The organism is Micromonospora sp. NPDC049139, from assembly GCF_055586845.1.
The window spans coordinates 134,480-154,211 of sequence record NZ_JBVJHK010000017.1 but is presented as its reverse complement, the minus strand read 5'-3'; the positions used below and the strand labels follow the sequence as shown (position 1 = coordinate 154,211).

The window sequence follows — 19,732 nt, the reverse complement described above, 5'->3', positions numbered from 1 at the left end:
GTGCCTCTCTGCCCTGATCTGACCGCCCGAGAGTGGGAGGTTACTTGTCCTCGCCGCCGAACCACTTGTCGACCATGTCGTCGACCTCGACGGTGCCGTCGACGGCGCTGGTCACGTCGGGACCCAGCACCTTGACCAGGTCGACGATCGTCTTGCCGCCGGTGAGGACGCTGGTGGCGGGGGCGTCCTTACCCTCCAGGTAGTGCTTGTTGAACTCCTTGCCCGGCTCGTCGGTGCCCCAGGGGGCCGAGGCGTTGAGCGAGGAGATGGTGGCCGCGTGCTGCGCCCAGCGGCTGGCCAGCGTCGAGCCGGCGACACCGAGCCGACGGCCGCCGTCCCGCGCGCCGTCGGGGTTGACGAAGGTCTCGTTCGGGTCACTCATCGGTCGTCCTCCCGTGGAAGTTCGCTGTCCAGCTGACGGAAGATGCCGTCCAGGTCGTGGTCCATGTACGCCTGGAACTGGCTGTCCGGCACGAAGGGCCGCAACAGCTCCTCGACGTCGGCCATCGCCTTCTCGGTTGCCCGCCGGATCGTGTCGGTGACCGTGGCGGAGAGTTCCTTCGAGTTCGGCCGCCGGTAGATGCGTGGGTCGAACTCCACCTTGACCACCTGGCCTCGGGGGCCCACGGTGACGGTGACGAACCCGTCGTCGGAGGTGACGGTGGCGTTCACGGCCTTGAGTCGTTGCTGGAGGTCACCCACGCCCGAACGCATCCGCTCGAACTGGGCCATCAGCTCGTCGGCCCGGGCGCGCATCGCCTGCGTGTCCATGGCGTCCTCCCCCTGCACGTCCACGTGCCGCCGCGATCCGACCGACGGCGTGACAGGTCGACCATACTGAACCGGCGCGACATCGGGGTATCCGGTCCAGTTCCGAGGATCGCTACGATGCACCGACGCCGTGCAGACTGGAGGTGAGCGCGGAATGGCCCTCGGCCGTCGTACGTCCGCTGCTGCCCTGGTGGTGGCGCTGACGGGCACGACCATCCTCGGCACGCCGGCGCGGGCCGTGGCGGCCCCGGCGGTCTGTGACAACCCGAGCGATCCGGGGCAGGTCATCAGCGCGACCCCGTGGCACCAGCAGTGGCTCGCGCCGCAACGGGTGTGGCCGTTCAGCACGGGCGCGAGGGTGCGGGTGGCGGTCATCGACTCCGGCTCCGACGGCAACCACGCCCAGTTGAGCGGCCGGGTGGCCAAGGGCTTCGACGCGCTGCGCGGCACCGCCGGCGGCGACGTCGACTGCGTCTCGCACGGCACGGCGGTCGCCAGCCTCATCGCCGCCCGTCCGCAGGACGGCGTCGGCTTCCACGGCCTAGCCCCGGACGCCACGATCGTCCCGATCCGGGTCAGCGAACGGGCCGGCAACGAGGGCGGGGAGGACCAGGGCGGAAGCGTCTCCACAGCGGTCTTCGCGCAGGCCATCCGCCGGGCGGTCGACGATGGCGCGGACGTGGTGAACATGTCCGTGACGCTCTACCGCCCCGACCCCGCCGTCGAGAGCGCGATCCGCTACGCGCGGGAGAAGGACGTGGTGCTGATCGCCGCCGCCGGCAACCTGCACCAGGACGGCGAGCGTCCCGACCCGGTGCCCTATCCCGCCGCCTACGAGGGTGTGATCGGGGTCGGCGCGATCGACCAGCAGGGCGCGCGGGTGAAGCAGTCGCAGGTCGGGCCGTACGTCGATCTCGTGGCGCCCGGCGGCGCGGTGGTGGCGGCGACCCGTCTCTCCGGCCACGCGGTCTGGAGCGGCACCAGCTTCGCGGCCCCGCTGGTGAGCGCGACGGCCGCCCTGATCCGCTCCGCCGAGCCGGGCCTGTCGGCGGCGGAGGTCACCCGTCGGCTGGTCGCGACGGTGGACCCGGCGCGCGGGAATCCGGAGCAGGGCTACGGACAGGGCGTGCTGAACCCGTACCGGGCGGTCACCGAGCGGCTGACCAAGGGGGCTCCGGTGGCCCAGCCCCCGCTGCCCGACCCGTCGTACGACCCGGCGGCGCAGGAGCGCGCGCAGCGGTGGAGCGTCTTCGGCCGGGTGGCGCTCTGGGGCGGGCTGGTGGTGGCGGCCATCGCGCTCGCCATCGGCGCGGCGGCCTCGTTGCTGCCGCGCGGACGTCGCCTGCGGTGGCGGCCGACCCGGCCGGCAGCGCCGCCACCCCCGGTCCGGGAGGTCGACGAGCCCGAGGAGGCGTTCTTCCGGGTGCCCACCTCGCTGCCCCGCGGCTGAAGACAACCCCGAAGCCGAGCCTGCGTCGTCAGGGCACGCCCGAAGCCGAGCCTGCGTCGTCAGGGCACGCCCGAGGCCGGGCCTGCGTCGTCAATGCGCGTCCGAAGCCGGGCCTGCGTCGTCAGACGATGGCGGGAACGACGATGGCCCGGCACGGGGCCGGGCCATCGACACTCAACGGTTGGGCTCAGTCGCCGAACTTCGCCCGGTTCGCGGCCTCGCGGGCCTGCATCTTGACCGCCGACTCGCGCAGCGCCTTCTCGATCCGGCCGAGCAGGTCACGCAGGTCGTTGGCGGCCGCCTCCCAGTCGTTCTGCCGACGGAAGTACGCCTCGCGGGCGTCACCGTCCCAGGTCGCGAGCAGCGGCGCGATGCCGGACTTGAGCCCGTCGAGCTCGCCGGTCAGGTTTCGCATGGCACCACCGCAGCTGTCCGCCGCGGCGTTCAACGCACCGAAGTTGTAACGGATTTCCATCTCGGAACCCCTCCCCGTCAGAGCTTGAGCGCCGCGGTGATCTGGCCGGCGGTGGCACCGGCAGAGTCCATTTCGGACCGGATCTCCTCGTCGCTGACGTCGTAGTCCTTACCGGCGGACCCGACGGCCTCGGCGATGGCACGCAGTGCCACGTTCAACCGGGCCATGTCCTGGTCGAACCGCTCGCGAACCTGCTGGAACGAGCCCGCACCAGCACCCTTCCACTGGTCGTACAGCGGCGTGAGCTGGTCCATCAGCCCGTTCAGGTTGCTGGTGAGCCGGTCGGCGACGGCATCTACGTCACCCTCGGTCTTCACCATCAAGCCGGTGTCGGTACGCATCGTCATGGTGGAGTCACCCCCGTCCTCGTCGATCGCCCCGCGTCGCTGGGGGCAGCCATTGTTACGGCGCTCGTGCACCATTTCTCGTACGAACCGTAACGGGTCGCGTCCAGCCGACGCTAGGCCGGTCTGCATTCGAACCCGCAACGTGCGCCACTGTGGCGGGTGCGGTCACTCCGGGTCCAGCGCCCGTTTCGCACTCGCCGGGTCGAGCGCGGGGCCGGCCGGTAGCCGGACGACCAGACTCGCCGGCAGTTCGACGGGCCGCACACCCTGGTAGCCGAGCATCCCCGGCACATCTTCGGAGGCCAACGGATACCGGTAACCCAGGTCGGTGACCAGATTCAGGGTGCCGGTCGGGGCGTCCGGCGACGGCATGGCGGCGACCAGCACGCCGTACCCGGGTTCGATGACCACCCGGTCGGCGAGCGGGATGCCGTCGCCGGTCTGCTCGCCGGTGCGTACCGGCTCCTTCACCGGCTGCACCTGGGCGTCCAACAGCAGGGTCGGCTCGTCGTGCCCCGGTTGGTAGCCGGCGCAGACGGCCGGCTGGTCGCCGGTCAGCCGGGCGACCTCGGGGCGTTGGTCGGGCGCGCGGTGAGGCCCCGCCGCAGGGACCGACGCCTTGGGAGCGGCTGCGGCGGTGCCGGCCGCGAGCGGTACCGCCCGGGGCGTCGACCCGTCCGGATACGACCCCCGCGTCTCCGGGTCGGCCAGCAACACGTCGGCCTGCAGCGGAGTCAGCGGAGCCAGCCGCTCCCGGTCGGCGAGGTAGTACTGGCGGCTGCCGTTCTGACTCTCCACGACGAAGATCTGGCCGACCCGGGCATCCCGCAGCGCGTCCGACGGCTCACCCCGGCCGGCCACCGTCCGGGTGCCGATCGGTTCGCCGGCGGGCAGCGCGTTGAGCCACGCCCCGCCCACCTCGACCACCGGCTCCGCGGTCATGATGAGCCCTTCGAGGACGATCTTCTGGTTGCGGATCTCGTACCGGTGGTCGTGCCAGATCAGGTGCAACCGGCTCGTCTTGGTGTCCCGGACCAACAGCGCGGTATCGCCCATCTCACGTCCGCCGCTGGGGGCCCGGCCGACGGTGAGCACGGTGGTGGCCACGGTCCCACCGGCCTGGTTCCGGGCCGGTTGGGTGCAGAGCGTCCACGGCCCGGAGAGGATCCGCTTCGGGTCGGGCAGGGCGTCCGGTGCGTCCGGAATGCCGATCCGGGGGCCGCGCGGCGTGCCGACCAGCGAGTTCCGGGAGACGGAGACGGTGGGCACCGCCGACCCCATCGCCAACAGCGCGGACGAGTAATTGACCACCGGGTGCAGCCGGCCCTCCCGGTAGACGTATCGGGTGCCGGTCTCCTTCTCGAGGACGACCGCCCCGCCCGCCTTCCACTTGGTGGCGCCACCGGGACGCAGCAGGCCGTAGACGCCCACCGCGGCGAGGCAGAGCACCGCGACCATGATGCCCGCGAAGCCGGCGCCACCGAGCCGCCGGAACGGCGCGGCCTCCGGATCAGGTTCGCGCGCCACGAGCGCGGACGTCATCCGCTGGACGAAGAACTGGTACGACTGGACCTGGTCCCGCCGCGACGGCATGGCATCCTCCCCTGGCGTACGGTCGGCACGGACGGAAGCGCCGGACCGCGGTGCCTACGATAGGCACCGCGCCGAACAGGGTGGTGCCGGCACCCGGTCGCAGCCGGCGACCAGGACGACCACGGCCCGAGGGAGTTCCGATGATCAGTCGTGAGGAGGCGCTGGCCCGCGCCCGGCAATGGGCTGCCGCCGGCCACCCCGGACCGGCACCGGAGGTCGACCTGTACGAGTTCGATCTGGGCTTCATCGCCTCTCGCCGTGAACCCGAGCCGGAGGCAGCGAACGGGCCACCCCGGCCACCGGCGGCAACCGGACAACCCACCGCGGTCATCGACCGGGAGACCGGGGAGCTGTCCCAGTGGCCGTCGATGCCCGCCCCGGCGATCGCGGAACGGTACGCGAAGCACCGCGCCGCCGAGGGTCGCTTCCCGCCGGACGTCCGCGAGGTGCTGGAGAAAGCCGGCTGGTTCCCCGGCCGCGACATGACCGCCGCCGTCGACCTGTGGCTGACCCGTTTCGCCGACGAACTGGCCGGGCTGGAGTTCTTCCCGGCGGCACGGGCCGCCCTGGTCGAATTCGGCGGCCTGCGCCTGCCCCAGTTCGGCGGGCACGGCGAGCCGGGAGGCGGCTTCGGGAGCGCCCTCCATCCCACCCGGGGCGGTGTGTTGGCGGAGGGCTCCGAGATCTTCGCCGAGGAGTACGGCAACCCGGTCTTCCCGCTCGGCAACAACGCCGACGGGCCCTCCGAACTCGTCATCGATGCTCAGGGGCGGGTCTTCCAGCTGCACTGGGCCGACGACTTCTTCCTCGGCCCGGACATCGACACCGCGATCGTCGCGCTCATCCGCGGCGGCAAGGCACCGGCGGTCAGCGACGTCACCCTGTGAGCCTTCGGCTCCCCGGACACCCTCGACGGACCGGTGGCTAGCGCCCGGCGTCAGCCGTTCAGCGCGCGCATGAACGCGTACAGGCCCAGGACGCTGCACGCCACCGGCACCACGGCCAGTTGCAGCAGGATGTCGAGAAGGTCCCCGAGGCGGGCCAGTCGGGGCGACGGGGCACGCCGGCTGTAGGCGAGCCCGGCGCTGACCGAGAACCCGGCCGCGACCACCGCCACCGGCAGCACGGCCAGCACCCGCAGCACCGTTCCGGCGTCTGCCGCGCCGACCAGGGGCAGCAGGGCCAGCCCGACCAGGCCCACGGCGAGCAGCGGCACGCGGTGCCGGACGGTCGGCACCAGCCGGGCCCGCAGCAGGTGACCGAGTGCGACCACTCCGGCCAGCAGCAGGGCGGCGACCGAGCCGTGTGCGGTGAGCACGGTCAGGCAGCCGACGGTGACCACGAACGAGCCGAAGATCATGCCGGTGAGCACCTCGTCGGCCCGGGCGGTGGCCTGATAGACCAACTCGCGCCGGGGTTGCGGCTCGTCGCGCAGCAGGTCCTCGGCGGTGCGGGGCAGCGCCGGCATCGGCATCTTGCCGAGCCGCACGGCGAGCAGCGGCATCGCCGGCAGCAGCAGGGTCACCGCGCTGACCACGATCGCCGCGCCCTGCGCCGCGTCCATCGAGCCGAGGGCGAAGAGGCCGCCGAGCATGCCCCAGAACCCGGCGAAGACCGCCGCCACGAAGACCCGGGTCGCGTCGCCCACACCGAGGAAGCCGAGCAGGCCGGTGAGGAGCAGGACGGCGGAACCGAGCAGCACGTGTGGCGCGCCGAGCGCCCAGACCGACTCTCCGGTGCCGATCACCAGGGTGCCGCCGACGAAGGCGTACGGCAGACCGGCGGCGGCGACCACGGCCCCGGCGAGGGAGTCGGCCATCGCCCGGGACAGCACGATCCCGACCAGCAGCAGCACCCCGGCGGTGCCGAGGGCGATCACGCCACCGAGCCAGCCGGGCTCGTCGGATGCGACGATGACGGCCAGGCCGAGCAGCAGCAGCGCACCGGCGACGATCAGACCGGTCAGCCGGGTCGCGAGCGGGTTCCAGGCCACACCACGCCGGCGGGCACCGTCCGCGACAGCCTCCATCAGATCGTCGTACGCCAGCTCGGGCCACTCGGTGCGGCGCGGCACCAGGTGCAGCGTCTCGCCGTCCCGGACGTTCTGCGCGGCGAGCGTACGGTTCAGGTCGACGGCGGTGCCGTCGGTGCGGCGCAGCATCCAGCCACCGTGTGCCGTCCCGTCCGACGGGTGCTCTTCCGCCTGCCGCAGCACCGCGGGGAGGAGCCCGACGAGCGGCAGATGCTCGGGCAGGGCGAGATCGAGCCGTCGGTTCGGGGCGACGACGGCGATGCGCACAAGTCCGGTTCCGGCCTGGGTGACCACTGATGACCCCTCGGGACGAGGAGCGGACCGGATAGGGCCCGCGGCTGTCATGACGAGAAGAGGCTACCTACCATGTGCCGGTGGCGTGGGCGCCGGTTCGGTCCGATCGGGTCCGGGCGCGCCAGCGGGGAGGTCTGATAGGTGAGCACGGTCGTCGTGAAACGTCCGGCCCGGCAGCCGGAGCCGGAGTACCCGTCCGGCGAGGTCCTGCTGGAGGCGCCACCTGAGGTGCCCGCGCCCAGTGGACGCGCCTGGGGCCAGATGCTGATGCTGCTGCCGATGCTCGCCGGCTCGTTCGCCATGGCGCTGATGTTCGCCGGCCGGGGCGGCAGCACCCTCGGTTACGTCACCGGCGGACTCTTCGGCCTTTCCGCGATCGGCATGCTCGCCTCCCAGCTCACCAACAACTCCGGCGGCCCGAGCAAGCAGGAGATGCTGCAGAAGCGGCGCGAGTACATGACGCACCTGTCGCGGCAGCGCCGCCGGGTGCTCAAGACGATCCGCAAGCAGCAGGAAGCGGCGTTCTACCGGCACCCGGATCCGGACGCGCTCTGGTCCGTCCCGCTCGGGCCGCGGCTGTGGGAGCGCCGGCGCGGCGACGTGGACTTCGCCACCGTACGCATCGGTCTCGGTCCGCAGGAGCTGGCCACGCCGTTGGTCCCGCCGCCCGCGACGTCGCTCGAGAAGCTGGAGCCGATGTGCGCGCTGGCGCTGCGCCGTTTCCTGACCACCTACGGCGAGGTGCCGGACCTGCCGGTGACGATGGCGCTCAACGGCTTCGCCCGGGTTCACCTGCGTGGCGACGACGATGCGGTGCGGGGGCTGGTCACGTCGGTGCTGGCCCAGGCCACCGCGTTCCACGCGCCGGACGACATGCTCGTCGCGGTCTGCGTGGCCGCCGACCGGCGGGCCGCGTGGGAGTGGACGAAGTGGCTGCCGCACGCGCTGCACCCGACCCGCACCGACGCGCTCGGTCAGCTCCGGCTGGTCGCACCCTCGGTCACCGGGCTCGAGGCGATGCTCGACGACGTGCTGGCGAGCCGACCGCGGTTCAACTCCTCCGGCGGTGCGCCTCAGGTGGGCGGGCCGCACGTCCTGGTCATCATCGACGGCGGCGACACCGCCGGATCGGACCACCTGATGACCGAGGGTGGCGTGGAGGGGGTCACCCTGCTCGACCTCTCCCACCCGGCGCCACGGGTGCTGGACCGGGCCCGGTTGGTGCTCGACGTGACCGCCGACCGGCGGCTGCACAGCACCACGGTGGACGGTTCGGCGGAGATCGGGCGGGCCGACGACTGCCGGATCGCGGAGATCGAGGCGCTCGCCATGCAGCTGGCCCCGCTGCGCCTCTCGGCCGCGTCCCGAGGGGGCGATGCCCCGCTCACCGCCGAGCTGGGTCTGGCCGAACTGCTCAACCTCGGCGACCCGTACGATTTCGAGGTCGATCGGGCCTGGCAGCCCCGGCCGAACCGGGACCGGCTGCGGGTGCCGATCGGTGTGGGCACCGACGGCGCTCCGGTCGAGCTGGACCTCAAGGAGTCCGCGCAGGACGGCATGGGCCCGCACGGCCTGCTGATCGGCGCCACCGGCTCCGGCAAGTCCGAGCTGCTGCGCACGCTGGTGCTGGCGCTCGCCGCCACGCACAGCTCGGAGAGCCTGAACTTCGTCCTGGTCGACTTCAAGGGTGGCGCGACCTTCACCCGGCTGGACGCCCTGCCGCACACCAGCGCGGTGATCACCAACCTGTCCGACGAGCTGCCGCTGGTCGACCGGATGACCGACGCGATCAACGGTGAGCTGGTGCGCCGGCAGGAGCTGCTGCGCGCGGCCGGCAACTACGCCTCGCAACGCGACTACGAGAAGGCCCGGGCGGCGGGCGCCCCGTTGGCGCCGCTGCCGAGCCTGCTCATCATCTGCGACGAGTTCTCCGAGCTGCTCACCGCCAAGCCGGACTTCATCGACATGTTCGTGCAGATCGGCCGGGTCGGCCGGTCGCTCGGCGTGCATCTGCTGCTCGCCTCGCAGCGGCTGGAGGAGGGCCGGCTGCGCGGCCTGGACACCCACCTGTCGTACCGGATCGGTCTGCGGACGTTCTCGGCGATGGAGAGCCGGGTGGTGCTCGGCGCCACCGACGCGTACGAGCTGCCCCGTTCGCCGGGCCACGGCTACCTGCGCTTCGGCACCGAGCCACTGGTCCGCTTCAAGGCCGCGTACGTCTCCGGCACCTACCGCAGCAAGACGGCCGAGGCGGTCGCCGCCGGTGACGGCGAGGAGCGCGTGCGCGAGTACAGCACCGTCTACGTCGCGCCGCCGGTGACCCGTACGGTCCAGGAGACGACACCGGAGCCGGCCGACACGGGCGGCGACAGCGTGCTGGACATCCTGGTCGGCCGGCTCGCCGGCCGGGGTGCGCCGGCCCACCAGGTATGGCTGCCCCCGCTGGCGGAGCCGCCGACGCTGGACCAGCTGCTGCCGCCGCTGACCGCGGACCCGGCCCGGGGCGTGACGGTCGCGCACGCCGGCCTGGTGGGCGAGCTGCAGGTGGCCGTCGGCGTCGTCGACAAGCCGTTCGACCAGCGCCGGGACGTGCTCTGGTTCGACCTGGCCGGCGCGGCCGGCCACACGGTGGTCGTCGGCGGCCCGCAGAGCGGCAAGAGCACGCTGCTGCGTACGATCGTCGCCTCGCTGGCGCTGACCCACACTCCCCGGGAGGCTCAGGTCTACTGCCTCGACCTGGGTAGCAGCGCGCTCTCCTCGCTGCGCGACCTGCCGCACGTCGGCGCGGTCGCCACCCGGCTCGACGGCGGTCTGGTCCGCCGGACCGTCGCCGAGATGCAACTGCTGATGGGCGAGCGGGAGCGGCGGTTCGCCGAGCGCGGGATCGACTCGATGACCGAGTACCGGCGGGCCCGTCGGCACGGCCAGCACACCGACGATCCGTTCGGCGACGTCTTCCTGGTCATCGACGGCTGGTCCACCATCCGCGCCGAGTTCGAGGACCTCGAGCCGACCATCAACGACATCGCCAACCGGGGTCTCTCCTTCGGCATCCACCTGGTCGTCACCGCCGGCCGCTGGATGGACCTGCGCCCTGCCGTGCGGGACGTCTTCGGTACCCGGCTGGAGCTCTGGCTGGCCGACGCGGGGGACTCCCTCCTGGACCGTCGGGCCGCGATGAACGTGCCGGAGAAGTCACCCGGCCGGGGCATCACCGCCGACGGGCAGCAGTTCCTCGCCGCCCTGCCCCGCACCGACGGCGCGCAGGAAACGGACACCCTGCCCGAGGGGGCCCGCAAGCTGGTCAACGACCTGGCCGGCGCCTGGCAGGGGCCGGGCGCTCCGCCGATCCGGCTGCTTCCGCCGGTGGTCCCGTACAACAGCCTGCCGGCCACCGGACGTCCCGGGGTGCCGATCGGCATCGCCGAGGTGGACCTCCAGCCGGTGCACCTGGACTTCTCCGCCGACCCGCACTTCCTGCTCTTCGGCGACGGTGAGTCCGGCAAGAGCACGTTCCTGCGGGCGCTGGCGCAGACCATCGTCGACCGCAACGAGCTGACCGAGGCCCGGCTGGTCATCGTCGACTACCGCCGCAGCATGCTCGGCGACATCAACACCCCGCACCTGATCGGGTACGGCTCGTCGGCCCAGCTCACCGAGGGCATCATCGCCGAGGTCGCAGGGGTGATGCGGGACCGGCTGCCACCCAACGACGTGACGCCGGACCAACTGCGCGCCCGTAGCTGGTGGAAGGGCCCGGACCTGTACGTCCTGGTCGACGACTACGACCTGGTGGCGGGCGCGGGCAGCAACCCGCTGACCCCGCTGCTGGAGTTCCTGCCGCAGGCCCGGGACATCGGTCTGCACCTGGTCATCGCCCGCCGCACCGGCGGCGCGAGCCGGGCGCTGTACGAGCCGGTGCTGATGCGGCTGCGGGAGATCAGCACGCCGGGCATCGTGATGTCCGGCAACCGGGACGAGGGTGTGCTGCTCGGCACCGTCCGCCCCGGGCCGCTGCCGCCGGGCCGGGGCTGGCTGGTCACGCGGCGGGAGGGCACCCGCCTCGTGCAGCTGGTGAATCTGCCGCCACGGACGTGAGCACCACGCGGGGTTGCCCGATGAGGCTATCGTCCACCAGAGTGGAAGTATGGCGTCGCGGCTGGGGGCACAGCCGCGCCGCTGGCGTGTGAGCGAACGGGGAGGCAGATGGGCGACGAGTGGCTCGTCGACGAGAACATCGACGTCGACATCCAGCAGCTGAAGGACTTCGCGAAGGCCATCCAGGAGGAGCTGGAAACCAATTTCCGGCCCAGCTTCGAGAACGGCGTACGCCCCATGCTCACCGTGCAGGCGCCGTTCGGCGGAGGTGGGCTCAAGGAGGGCAAGTTCTTCCGGGGCCGGCACGACGAGAGCCGCTCGGCGGTGGCGCACATGCTCGGCGACGCGATGAAGGGCCTGATCTCGCTCAGCACGGCCGCGGCGTCGATCTCCGCCGAGTACCTCACCGGGGACGCGCTGTCCCAGGCCACCAACGACGACGTCTACAACGCCTTCTCGGGTGTCGACGGGCAGAAGACGCTCAACGACTACTGGCAGCAGGGCGGGGACGAGAACAAGGACCCGGCCAGCACGGTCCCGCAGGAGGCCATGGACCCGGCGACCTACTACGGCCCGGACGTCTGCAGTGTGGACGACGACTCGGAGGAGACGCCGGACGTGGACAAGCCGGAGACCATCGGCGAGGGCTCCGGCTCCTACCGGGTCCAGGGTGACAACGAGCAGATGTACGGCGACGAGGTGGCACGCCCGGACGTGCGGTCCTGACGGTGGGCAGGGGACGGGAACCTGAGGAGCGGGGATGAGCGACAACTACTACGGATGGACGAAGCCGTACGACCCGGGTTACTCCGGCAACGTTGACGACTACGCCGCCGAGCGGTCTGCCCAGGCCGCACCCTACGAGCCCACCCAGTGGGACGGGGTCACCGTCGAGCAGATGTGGGAGTACGCCCGCAAGGAGAGCGACGAGCGTACCGTCGCCCTCGCCGAAACCTGGCGGCGGACCAGCAGCCTGCTGCAGACCACGCGGGAGAACCTCAAGCGGCACGCCGACGCGCTGGACGCCAAGTGGCGGTCGCCGGCGGGCCGGGTCTTCATGAGCAAGGTGGGCGCGGCCCTCTACTCGCTGGACGAGTGGAAGGATGTCGCCGACAAGACGGCCAGCGGCCTGGAGCAGCTCGCCGGCAAGATCCAGACGACGCAGACCGAGATGCGCGAGCTCTGGCTGGAGTACAAGGCCGAGCAGGAGCACCAGGCCCAGAAGGCCAAGGACGACGAGGGCGTGCAGTTCGGCGACCTGTTCGGGATGAACAACGCCAAGTCGTACGAGGACGTGCAGAAGGAATTCCACGAGCGGGCGAAGAACATCGTCAAGCCGCTCGCGGACCTCTACATCGACGTCTACATCTCGAACATCACGCGCGGCGGCATGTACAAGGGGCCGACGAACGCGGTCGTGCACACCCCCTCGCTGGCCCCGCGGCCCACTCGCCCCGGCGCACCGGCCGGGCCGAAGCCGGTCGCCCCGACCATGTCCGGCGACCGGCCGACCCGGCCGGACATGCCCAACCGCCCCGACACGCCCACCACGCCCACCCCCCCGCCGCCGCCGGGCCTGCCCGACGAGGTCACGCTCGCCGGCACCGTGACCGCACCTCCCGCGCCGCCCGGGCCCCCGCCCGCCGCGCCGCCGGTCACCGGCACGCCGGCAACCCCGCCCCCGCCCACCCCGGTGCTGCCGGTGGCCGGCGGCCAGGGCAACCCGCGTCCGAACGCGCCGAACACCACCAGCCGGCCGGGCACCCCGCGCACCACCCTGCCGGGTGCCGGGGCACCCAACCCGGGCACCCGCAGTTCGGCGCCGAACCGGCCCACCCTGCCGGGCGCCGGCAACCCCGGCCCCGGCGGGAACCCGGCGAATCGCGGCGCCGCGCCGAACCGACCCACCCTGCCCGGCAACACCGGCACCGGCCGGCCGGGTGGCCCCCGCTCCGGCGCGCCGGGCCTCGGCACTCGGCCGACCGGTCCGGCGGCCCCGCCGTCCAGCCCGCGTCTGCCGGGCAGCACCGCCGGCCCCAAGCGCGCGGGGGGCACTCCGGCCCGGCCGGCGTCGCCGCCGCCGAGCCTCGGCGGCCAGCGCGGCACCGGCCCGGCCACGCCCGCCACGTCCGGCCCGCGCGCCGGGTCCCCGACCACCGGCCGTCCCGGCACACCGCCGAGTGCCGCTCGCCCGAGCACCGGCGGCACCCGTGCCGGTGGTCCGCTCACCCCTGGCACGGGTGCCCGTCCGGATCTCACGGGCCGTGGCGCGGCGCGTCCGGCCCCCACCACCGGGCCGGCGCCGTCGCTGGGTGGACGCCGGGGAGGCCCAGCCGTCCCAGGCTCCCGCAGCGCCGCACACCGGGCTGAGGACGAGTCGGAGACCTGGGAGTACGGCGAGGGCGACGACGAGCTCTGGGCCACCGAGTCGGCCTCGGCCGGCACCATCGAGGCGCCGGTGGAGCACCGACCGCGGCAGCAGGGCAAGGCGCTCGGTCAGGGCTGACACACGGGCGGGCCGGTCACCACACCATGGGTGGCCGGCCCGTACCATGCGGTGACCGTGCATCGGCCGATCGACGGCCCACAGAGGAAGGTACGCACAGATGCTCCTCGCTCCCCGCCCGGCGGCCACGCTGGCCACGGCCGCGCTGAGCGTCCTGGCGGCCCTGGCCCTGGCGGGCACGCCGGCCCAGGCCGCCGACAGCCGCAAGGACGCCTGGCACCTCGACGCCCTCGAACTGACCGAGCTGCACAAGGTCAGCCAGGGTGAGGGCATCACGGTCGCGGTCGTCGACACCGGAGTGGATGCCCGGCACCCGGACCTGAAGAACAACGTGCTCCCCGGCGTGGATCTCTACGACGACAGGAGCAAGGGGCACCAGGACCGGCAGGGGCACGGCACCGCGATGGCGTCCCTGATCGCCGGGCACGGGCACGGCCCGGGCGGCCGCGAGGGCGTGCTCGGCGTCGCCCCGAAGGCCAAGATCCTGCCGGTGACCGTGCAGGGCGCCGAGGGCAAGGCGATCATCGCGCCGGACGCGCTCGCGGCCGGGATCGACTGGGCGGTGGACCACGGCGCCGACGTCGTCAACGTCTCCCTGGGCAGCTCGACCGACGCCGATCTGGACCGGGCGGTGAAACGGGCGTACCAGAAGAACGTGATCGTCGTCGCCGCTGTCGGCAACAAGCAGGACGCGATCATCGGTAGCCCGGCCCGGCACCCCGGCGCGCTCGCGGTGACCGGCACCGACCGCAACGGTCGCCCCAGCCGAATCGCCGCCATCCCCGCCGAGGAGACCGACCTCGCCGCACCCGGCGACGACCTGTTCGCCGCGCTGCCCGACGGGCAGTACACGATGAGCACCGGGAGCAGCGGCTCTGCCGCGCTCGTCTCCGGCGCGGTCGCCCTGGTGAAGTCGAAGTACCCGAACCTCAACTCGTACGACCTGTTCAAGCGGATGCTGGAGACCACACGCGACGCCGGCAAACCGGGTAAGGACCTCGACTACGGCTACGGCCAGCTCGACCTGCGCCGGGCGTTGACCGGCGAGCCGGACGGCCGAGGCGGCCAAAGCCAGGCGGCTCAGGAGCCCACGCTCGACCCGACGCTGGCCCGTGCGCGCGCGGAGAACTCAGGGACATCGAACAAGACCGTCGAATTCGTGGTCTCGTTGGCGGTCGTGCTCCTCTTCCTCGGCCTCGTGGTGACGGTGGTGCTGCTCGTGTGGCGGCGCCTCCGTCGGAAGACCGCGGCCTCCTCTGAGGAGGCCCGCCCCGCGGAGAGCGGAACCCCGTACCCGCCGGCACCGCGCGAGCCGTACCCGCCGGTGGCGGGAACGCATCCGGCCGGGCCGGGCGTGCCGCCGTCGGGCCCGGCGGGCGGGCAGCCGGCCCACCCCACCGACCCGACGGGCGACGCCGGCTGGCGCCGGCCGGGCGCCTGACGGGCAGGAGGCGAGATGTCGGCCCGGTTCCCCGGTGCCGTACCCCCGCCACCGCCCGGTGCCGTACCCCCGCATGCCGGACCGTCCGGTGCGCCGGTGCCGCCCACGGCCACCCGGCGGCCGATCACGGTGGTCGCGGCGATCCTCCTGATGGTGCCCACGGCCCTCACCTGGCTCGTCGCGGGCGTCGCCTTCTTCGTGGCGATGGCGAGGAGCGACGGAGACGGCAAGATCTTCCTGATCGTCATCGCCGTGCTGATCCTCGCGCTCTGCCTGCTGCTGGTGGCCATGACGGTGGGTGGGATGGTTTTCGCCTGGCGCCGGGCGGGCGCCGCGGGGCTGCGGACGCCGGCCACGTTCACCTTCGGGCTCTTCGTCGTCGCCCTGGTCGGCCTGCTCGTGCAGGGCAAGCTCAGCTTCCAACCGACGATGGTCACGCCGCTGGTCGTGGGCGGGCTCGCCGGGGTGGCACTCGCCCTGCTCAAGAGCCGGTCGGCCAGGGACTGGTTCGGCGGCGACCGACGCTGACGCGCTGCCGGCGCAGCCCCGGCCGTCCCGGGCTGCGGCTGCGCCAAGGCCACGAGCCGGCCGACGGTCAGGCCGGCAGCCAGCGCCCGCTGGCCGCGTCGAAGCGGGCCAGCAGCTCGTCGCGGCCGTCGTGGTGCAGGCAGTGCAGGCCCGTCCCGTCGGGTACCACCAACGACTCCATCCGCGGCTGGCCGCGCCCCCAGTCTTCGGGCGTGCCCTCGTCGGGTTCCCAACGCAGCACGGCCACCCATTCGTCGGACTCCGCGAACGGCGAGCCCTCGCCGAGCAGGCCGAGGCGCCGGTAGAGCCGGGTGGGCGTGTCCCGGCCCGGCCCGGCCCAGGCGTGCACCAGCCCGGCGGCCCGCTGATAGCCGTCCTCCAGATACGACGGCAGGTACCGGTGCGGGATGACCAGCTGCAGCCGCACCGGCAGGTCCGGGTCCGGCTCGTACTCGGCGTCGTCCTCGTCCGGCGCTGTCCGTTGTGCCGGTACGCCCACCGTGGCCGGCTCGGCGTACGCGGCCGTCTCCAGGCGCTGACGCTCCTCCTCGGTGGCATCGCTGACCGCCTGCCGTAGCTGACCGAGCCAGTCGCGCAGGGTCCGCACGGCCTCGCCGGGCAGCGCCGCCGCCAGCGGAGTGCCGGGGTTCAGCAGGAGCTGCCACGACGGGTCCGGCCACTGCTCGGCCAACTGGAGGCTGCTGACCGCGACCAGATCGTGGTCGCCGAGGGACTGTCGCAGGCGGGCCTCGGCGGTGAAGACCGGCAGGCAGGGCTGCCCCTGCTCATCCGGGAGGCACCACCACGGGAAGTCCGGATCGGACAGGTCCCGCGACTCGGACCCGCCCGGCCGCAGCGGCAGCAGCAGCTCCGCCCGGAGCAGGGCCGCCATCAGGGCGTCCGGCTCCTGCCGGCCGATCGCTTCGCGTAGCTCCCGCTCAGCATCGAGGGCGGGCGCGGCGATCGCACGCACCTCCCCGGCGGTGAGCCGGACGCCGATCGGCAGCCCGGCGTCGATCGCGAGCAGCCAGTCGTCGTCCGGCCAGTCGGTGGCCAGGTCCGCAAGGGCGAGCACGCGGTAGCTGACCGACTGCCCAGGCAGGCAGGCGGCTATCGCCCCGGGTGAGGTGAACGCGATGACGTGGGTCCGCCCGTCGTGCCCGGCCGTCGGCCACGCCACCGGCGCGCGGCCGGCTGCCGCCTCGGGGGACACCGGCAGCAGCAGCGGTCCGGTGGCCAGCGTCGCCAGGAGCGTGTCCCGGTCCCCGGCCTCGGCGGCGGCCAGCAGTGCCTCCTCCGTCGGGGTCGCGGGCCCCCAGTCGGTCACCAAGTGCCGTCCTGGCGTACCCGACGGGGCTGCCGGCCGAGCACCAACGCGGTGATCGCCTCGTCGAGGTGCTCGCCGAGACACCAGTCGCCGCCGTGGTCCAGCACGAACACGCGCCCCGACTCGTCGACCGCGAGGATGCCGGTGCCGTCGCCCTCCTCGCCCAGCGGCGTGAGCGGCGTGCCGATGGCCCCGGCCAACGCGGCGAGGGTGGCCGCCGAGTGGTTCACCAGGAACGGGTCCAGGTGGAACGTGCTCGGTGCGATCTCTTCTCCGTCGCCCTGCGGGCGCACCAGCAGGCCGCCGAATTCGGCGAATGCCTCGACGGCGGCGCGGACGACGGTGTGCTGCCGGCCGTCCGGCGCGGCGACGGCGGCCAGTCTCAGCGCCCACCGCCGGGCCCGCTCGTCGTCGCGGCGGCCGGGAACCCAGCCGGCGACCTGGAGCGTCTCGGCCACCAGGGGTGGGAAGCGTGCGGTCATGCCAGCGCCTCCACGCCGAACCAGTCGAGCAGGGCCGCGCACGAGCGGCAGGGCGGCTGCACCTCACCGTGGCGGGGGTCGCCCTCCTCCCGGACCCGGGTCACCCGCACCTTCGCGCCCCACAGCAGCGACCGGGCCCGGGCCGGGCTGAGCGGCCCCCCCTCGGCCTCGGCCGCGTACAGCCGGTCGGAGAGCAGGACCGACTCGGCGCACCAGCCGGCGAAGCGCTCCCGCTGGCCGCTCGGCAGCTCGTGCAGGAAGCGCCGGATGACCGGGTGCAGGTCGGGCGCGAGGTCGCCGCGGATCGAGGTGTGCGTGTGGACGGTCCCGTCGACCAGCAGCGCGCCCGCGGCGAGCGGCAACATCCGGAGTTCCGCCATCCGTCCTCCCGCTCTTGCGTACCGGCCATCGGTCCGGGTTCGAGCCTAGCGGCCCGTCACCGTGCCGCTCGGGCCGGCACCGGGCTGCCCGACCCGTCGTCGACCTGGCCCGGCCGCGCCAAACCTTCGCCGGCACCGCCGATCGGCGCCGCCAGCAGCCGACGCACCCGGTCCCGCTGCCCCGCACCGGACGGGTCCCGGGTGGCACGGTTCGGCTCGCGGCGACGGGGCTCCCGCCGTGTCGACCGCCTGGGATATCGTCGGCGTGCCCCTTCGCCGTACGAAGACCGGAGCCATGACGCGCACCCTTCTCGTCTCCCCGGACCAGCCCGGCGCCTATCCGTCCATCGGTGACGCGCTCGCGGTGGCGGACGACGACGCCGTCGTCTCGGTCAGCCCCGGCACCTACTACGAGGCGTTGTTCGTCAACGACCGTGGGGTCACCATCGTCGCCGCGCAGGGCGCCGGCACGGTCACCATCGACGCCTCGTCCGGGGCATATCCCACGGTGTCGTGCAACTCGGGCCGGCTGGAGCTGCGCGATCTGGTCCTCAAGGCCGGGGACGCGCCGGTCGTGGCGGCCGACCGGGCGGCGCTCACCATGACCGGATGTGAGCTGAGCGCCGGTTTCGGCCCGGCCGTCTCGGTGGCCAGCCGGTCGGAGTTCACGTTGACCCGCTGCCGCGTCACCGGCGCCCGCTACGGGCTGGTGGTCGAGGACTCCGACGGCACCGTGGAGGGCTGCGAGTTCAGCGACCTGAGCGAGGACGGCATCATCGTCCGGATCGGCGCCGCCCCGACGATCCGGACCAGCACGGTCACCCGCTGCGGCAACCGTGGCATCTACGTCTACCAGTACGGCCGCCCGACCATCGAGGCCTGCGACATCTCCCAGACCGGTCACGCCGGAGTCGCCGTGGTGCACCAGAGCGCGCCCGTACTGCGCCGCTGCCGGATCCGCGACACCCGCGGCCCGGCCGTCTCCTTCGCCCGCGGGTGTCAGGGCACGGTCGAGGAGTGCACCACCGAGAACACCGCACTGCCGGCGATCGAGGTCGCCGAGGGCGCCGCACCGACCGTCGTGGAGGGCACGGCCAGCCGGCGGGCCACTTTCGGGGCCGAGGCGGCGCAGGCCGCGAAGCAGCAGGACACCGCACGCACCGACAAGCTGCTCGCCGAGCTCGAGGCGATGGTCGGCCTGGAGTCGGTGAAGGAGGAGGTCCGCGCGCTCATCGACGAGATCCAGGTGAACGAGTGGCGGCGCAGTGCCGGCCTGCCGGTCGGCACGGTCAGCCACCACCTGATCTTCGCGGGCGCACCCGGCACCGGCAAGACCACCGTGGCCCGCATCTACGGCGAGCTGCTGGCGGCACTCGGCGCGCTGCCCGGCGGCGCGTTCCGGGAGGTGTCCCGGCGGGACCTCGTCGGCCAGTACCTCGGCCACACGGCCGAGAAGACGGCCGCGGCCTTCGACCTGGCCCGGGGCGGGGTGCTCTTCATCGACGAGGCGTACACCCTCTCCCGCTCCTTCGGCAGTGGTGGCGACTTCGGGCAGGAGGCCATCGACACGCTCGTCAAGCTGATGGAGGACCATCGCGACGAGGTGGCCGTCATCGCCGCCGGCTACACCGGGGAGATGCTCCAGTTCCTCGACGCCAACCCGGGTCTGGCGTCCCGCTTCGCAAAGACCATCGAGTTCGGCAACTACAGCCCCGAGCAACTGGTCGTCATCGTGGAGCGGATGGCCGTCGGCGACGAGTATCTGCTCGCCGACGGGGTCTCCGATCTGCTCCAGGCGCACTTCGCCACCATCGAGCGGGACCAGAACTTCGGCAACGCCCGCGAGGCCCGCAAGCTCTTCGAGGGCGTTCGCAAGGCCCAGGCGCAACGGCTGCGTCAGTCCGGTCAGCGGCCCAGCCTCGACGAGCTGCGTACCGTGACGGTGGCCGACATCCGCGCCGCGATCGGTCGCTGAGCGGGCCGGCCCAGGTGAGGAGGGACGCGAGGT

The 19,732-nt window shown here is 73.1% G+C and carries 17 protein-coding genes; 8 read left to right on the top strand and 9 right to left on the bottom strand.

All coding sequences use genetic code 11. From position 1 onward, the window contains the following. Positions 1–40 precede the first annotated feature (40 nt). Positions 41–382 carry a hypothetical protein gene (locus ACZ6Q9_RS25650; RefSeq protein ID WP_393257929.1) on the bottom strand — a complete coding sequence of 114 codons (342 nt, stop codon included), beginning with the start codon at positions 380–382 and terminating at the stop codon, positions 41–43. Next, positions 379–771: a YbaB/EbfC family nucleoid-associated protein gene (locus tag ACZ6Q9_RS25645; protein ID WP_393257931.1), complete on the bottom strand. Its 393-nt coding sequence runs from the start codon at positions 769–771 to the stop codon at positions 379–381. Before ACZ6Q9_RS25645 ends, ACZ6Q9_RS25650 begins: the two co-directional genes overlap by 4 nt. Before the next feature lie 154 nt (positions 772–925). Between ACZ6Q9_RS25645 and mycP (ACZ6Q9_RS25640) the strand changes: the two genes are divergently transcribed. Further along, complete coding sequence (mycP, locus tag ACZ6Q9_RS25640) at positions 926–2,221, top strand: type VII secretion-associated serine protease mycosin (protein WP_393453241.1); 1,296 nt, start codon at positions 926–928, stop codon at positions 2,219–2,221. Positions 2,222–2,408: 187 nt separating this feature from the next. Here the strand turns inward: mycP (ACZ6Q9_RS25640) and ACZ6Q9_RS25635 are convergent, their stop codons facing one another. From ACZ6Q9_RS25635 to eccB, 3 genes are all read right to left on the bottom strand, one after another. Beyond that, positions 2,409–2,696, bottom strand: coding sequence for a WXG100 family type VII secretion target (locus ACZ6Q9_RS25635; RefSeq protein ID WP_396829832.1), 288 nt, complete (start codon positions 2,694–2,696; stop codon positions 2,409–2,411). Positions 2,697–2,713: 17 nt separating this feature from the next. Then, positions 2,714–3,043, bottom strand: a complete 330-nt coding sequence (locus ACZ6Q9_RS25630; protein WP_393257938.1) for a WXG100 family type VII secretion target — start codon at positions 3,041–3,043, stop codon at positions 2,714–2,716. Between the two features lie 165 nt (positions 3,044–3,208). Then, positions 3,209–4,636 (bottom strand): type VII secretion protein EccB, encoded by a 1,428-nt coding sequence (eccB, locus tag ACZ6Q9_RS25625; RefSeq protein ID WP_393453239.1) that lies wholly within the window; start codon positions 4,634–4,636, stop codon positions 3,209–3,211. Positions 4,637–4,776: 140 nt separating this feature from the next. Here eccB and ACZ6Q9_RS25620 point away from each other — a divergent pair, with 140 nt between their 5' ends. Then, on the top strand, positions 4,777–5,523 hold the full coding sequence (locus tag ACZ6Q9_RS25620) for an SUKH-3 domain-containing protein (RefSeq protein ID WP_393453237.1): 747 nt from the start codon (positions 4,777–4,779) through the stop codon (positions 5,521–5,523). Between the two features lie 50 nt (positions 5,524–5,573). Here ACZ6Q9_RS25620 and eccD read toward each other — a convergent pair whose 3' ends face one another. Further along, complete coding sequence (eccD, locus tag ACZ6Q9_RS25615) at positions 5,574–6,962, bottom strand: type VII secretion integral membrane protein EccD (protein WP_393257944.1); 1,389 nt, start codon at positions 6,960–6,962, stop codon at positions 5,574–5,576. A 141-nt stretch (positions 6,963–7,103) separates the two neighbouring features. Here eccD and eccCa point away from each other — a divergent pair, with 141 nt between their 5' ends. The 5 genes from eccCa to ACZ6Q9_RS25590 all read left to right on the top strand — a co-directional run bounded on the left by eccCa (position 7,104) and on the right by ACZ6Q9_RS25590 (position 15,535). Then, positions 7,104–11,060: a type VII secretion protein EccCa gene (gene eccCa, locus ACZ6Q9_RS25610; protein ID WP_393453234.1), complete on the top strand. Its 3,957-nt coding sequence runs from the start codon at positions 7,104–7,106 to the stop codon at positions 11,058–11,060. Between the two features lie 108 nt (positions 11,061–11,168). After that, entirely contained in the window at positions 11,169–11,786 is a 618-nt protein-coding gene (locus ACZ6Q9_RS25605; protein WP_396829830.1) for a hypothetical protein, read from the top strand. Between the two features lie 34 nt (positions 11,787–11,820). Next, positions 11,821–13,566 carry a WXG100 family type VII secretion target gene (locus tag ACZ6Q9_RS25600; RefSeq protein ID WP_393453228.1) on the top strand — a complete coding sequence of 582 codons (1,746 nt, stop codon included), beginning with the start codon at positions 11,821–11,823 and terminating at the stop codon, positions 13,564–13,566. A 100-nt stretch (positions 13,567–13,666) separates the two neighbouring features. Next, on the top strand, positions 13,667–15,007 hold the full coding sequence (gene mycP, locus ACZ6Q9_RS25595) for a type VII secretion-associated serine protease mycosin (RefSeq protein ID WP_396829828.1): 1,341 nt from the start codon (positions 13,667–13,669) through the stop codon (positions 15,005–15,007). Positions 15,008–15,103: 96 nt separating this feature from the next. Then, the gene (locus ACZ6Q9_RS25590; RefSeq protein WP_396829826.1) at positions 15,104–15,535 is read left to right on the top strand and encodes a hypothetical protein; all 432 of its coding nucleotides are present in this window, start codon (positions 15,104–15,106) and stop codon (positions 15,533–15,535) included. 67 nt (positions 15,536–15,602) lie between these two features. Here ACZ6Q9_RS25590 and ACZ6Q9_RS25585 read toward each other — a convergent pair whose 3' ends face one another. From ACZ6Q9_RS25585 to ACZ6Q9_RS25575, 3 genes are read right to left on the bottom strand one after another with little or no spacing between them, the layout of a single operon-like run. Continuing rightward, positions 15,603–16,865 (bottom strand): SseB family protein, encoded by a 1,263-nt coding sequence (locus ACZ6Q9_RS25585; RefSeq protein ID WP_393257956.1) that lies wholly within the window; start codon positions 16,863–16,865, stop codon positions 15,603–15,605. After that, positions 16,859–17,344 carry an SUKH-3 domain-containing protein gene (locus ACZ6Q9_RS25580; protein ID WP_393257958.1) on the bottom strand — a complete coding sequence of 162 codons (486 nt, stop codon included), beginning with the start codon at positions 17,342–17,344 and terminating at the stop codon, positions 16,859–16,861. Before ACZ6Q9_RS25580 ends, ACZ6Q9_RS25585 begins: the two co-directional genes overlap by 7 nt. Beyond that, positions 17,341–17,709, bottom strand: a complete 369-nt coding sequence (locus ACZ6Q9_RS25575) for a YwqJ-related putative deaminase (protein ID WP_393259183.1) — start codon at positions 17,707–17,709, stop codon at positions 17,341–17,343. Before ACZ6Q9_RS25575 ends, ACZ6Q9_RS25580 begins: the two co-directional genes overlap by 4 nt. Before the next feature lie 310 nt (positions 17,710–18,019). Here ACZ6Q9_RS25575 and ACZ6Q9_RS25570 point away from each other — a divergent pair, with 310 nt between their 5' ends. Next, a complete protein-coding gene (locus ACZ6Q9_RS25570; RefSeq protein WP_393257960.1) occupies positions 18,020–19,699 on the top strand; it encodes a right-handed parallel beta-helix repeat-containing protein in 1,680 nt (559 codons plus the stop codon). The last annotated feature ends 33 nt before the right edge of the window (positions 19,700–19,732 follow it).

Bases quoted from the DNA above. Each gene is read 5' to 3' on its own strand.
- ACZ6Q9_RS25650 (WP_393257929.1), bottom strand. From the start codon at position 382: ATGAGTGACCCGAACGAGACCTTCGTCAACCCCGACGGCGCGCGGGAC.
- ACZ6Q9_RS25645 (WP_393257931.1), bottom strand. From the start codon at position 771: ATGGACACGCAGGCGATGCGCGCCCGGGCCGACGAGCTGATGGCCCAG.
- mycP (WP_393453241.1), top strand. From the start codon at position 926: ATGGCCCTCGGCCGTCGTACGTCCGCTGCTGCCCTGGTGGTGGCGCTG.
- ACZ6Q9_RS25635 (WP_396829832.1), bottom strand. From the start codon at position 2,696: ATGGAAATCCGTTACAACTTCGGTGCGTTGAACGCCGCGGCGGACAGC.
- ACZ6Q9_RS25630 (WP_393257938.1), bottom strand. From the start codon at position 3,043: ATGACGATGCGTACCGACACCGGCTTGATGGTGAAGACCGAGGGTGAC.
- eccB (WP_393453239.1), bottom strand. From the start codon at position 4,636: ATGCCGTCGCGGCGGGACCAGGTCCAGTCGTACCAGTTCTTCGTCCAG.
- ACZ6Q9_RS25620 (WP_393453237.1), top strand. From the start codon at position 4,777: ATGATCAGTCGTGAGGAGGCGCTGGCCCGCGCCCGGCAATGGGCTGCC.
- ACZ6Q9_RS25605 (WP_396829830.1), top strand. From the start codon at position 11,169: ATGGGCGACGAGTGGCTCGTCGACGAGAACATCGACGTCGACATCCAG.
- ACZ6Q9_RS25600 (WP_393453228.1), top strand. From the start codon at position 11,821: ATGAGCGACAACTACTACGGATGGACGAAGCCGTACGACCCGGGTTAC.
- mycP (WP_396829828.1), top strand. From the start codon at position 13,667: ATGCTCCTCGCTCCCCGCCCGGCGGCCACGCTGGCCACGGCCGCGCTG.
- ACZ6Q9_RS25580 (WP_393257958.1), bottom strand. From the start codon at position 17,344: ATGACCGCACGCTTCCCACCCCTGGTGGCCGAGACGCTCCAGGTCGCC.
- ACZ6Q9_RS25575 (WP_393259183.1), bottom strand. From the start codon at position 17,709: ATGTTGCCGCTCGCCGCGGGCGCGCTGCTGGTCGACGGGACCGTCCAC.
- ACZ6Q9_RS25570 (WP_393257960.1), top strand. From the start codon at position 18,020: ATGACGCGCACCCTTCTCGTCTCCCCGGACCAGCCCGGCGCCTATCCG.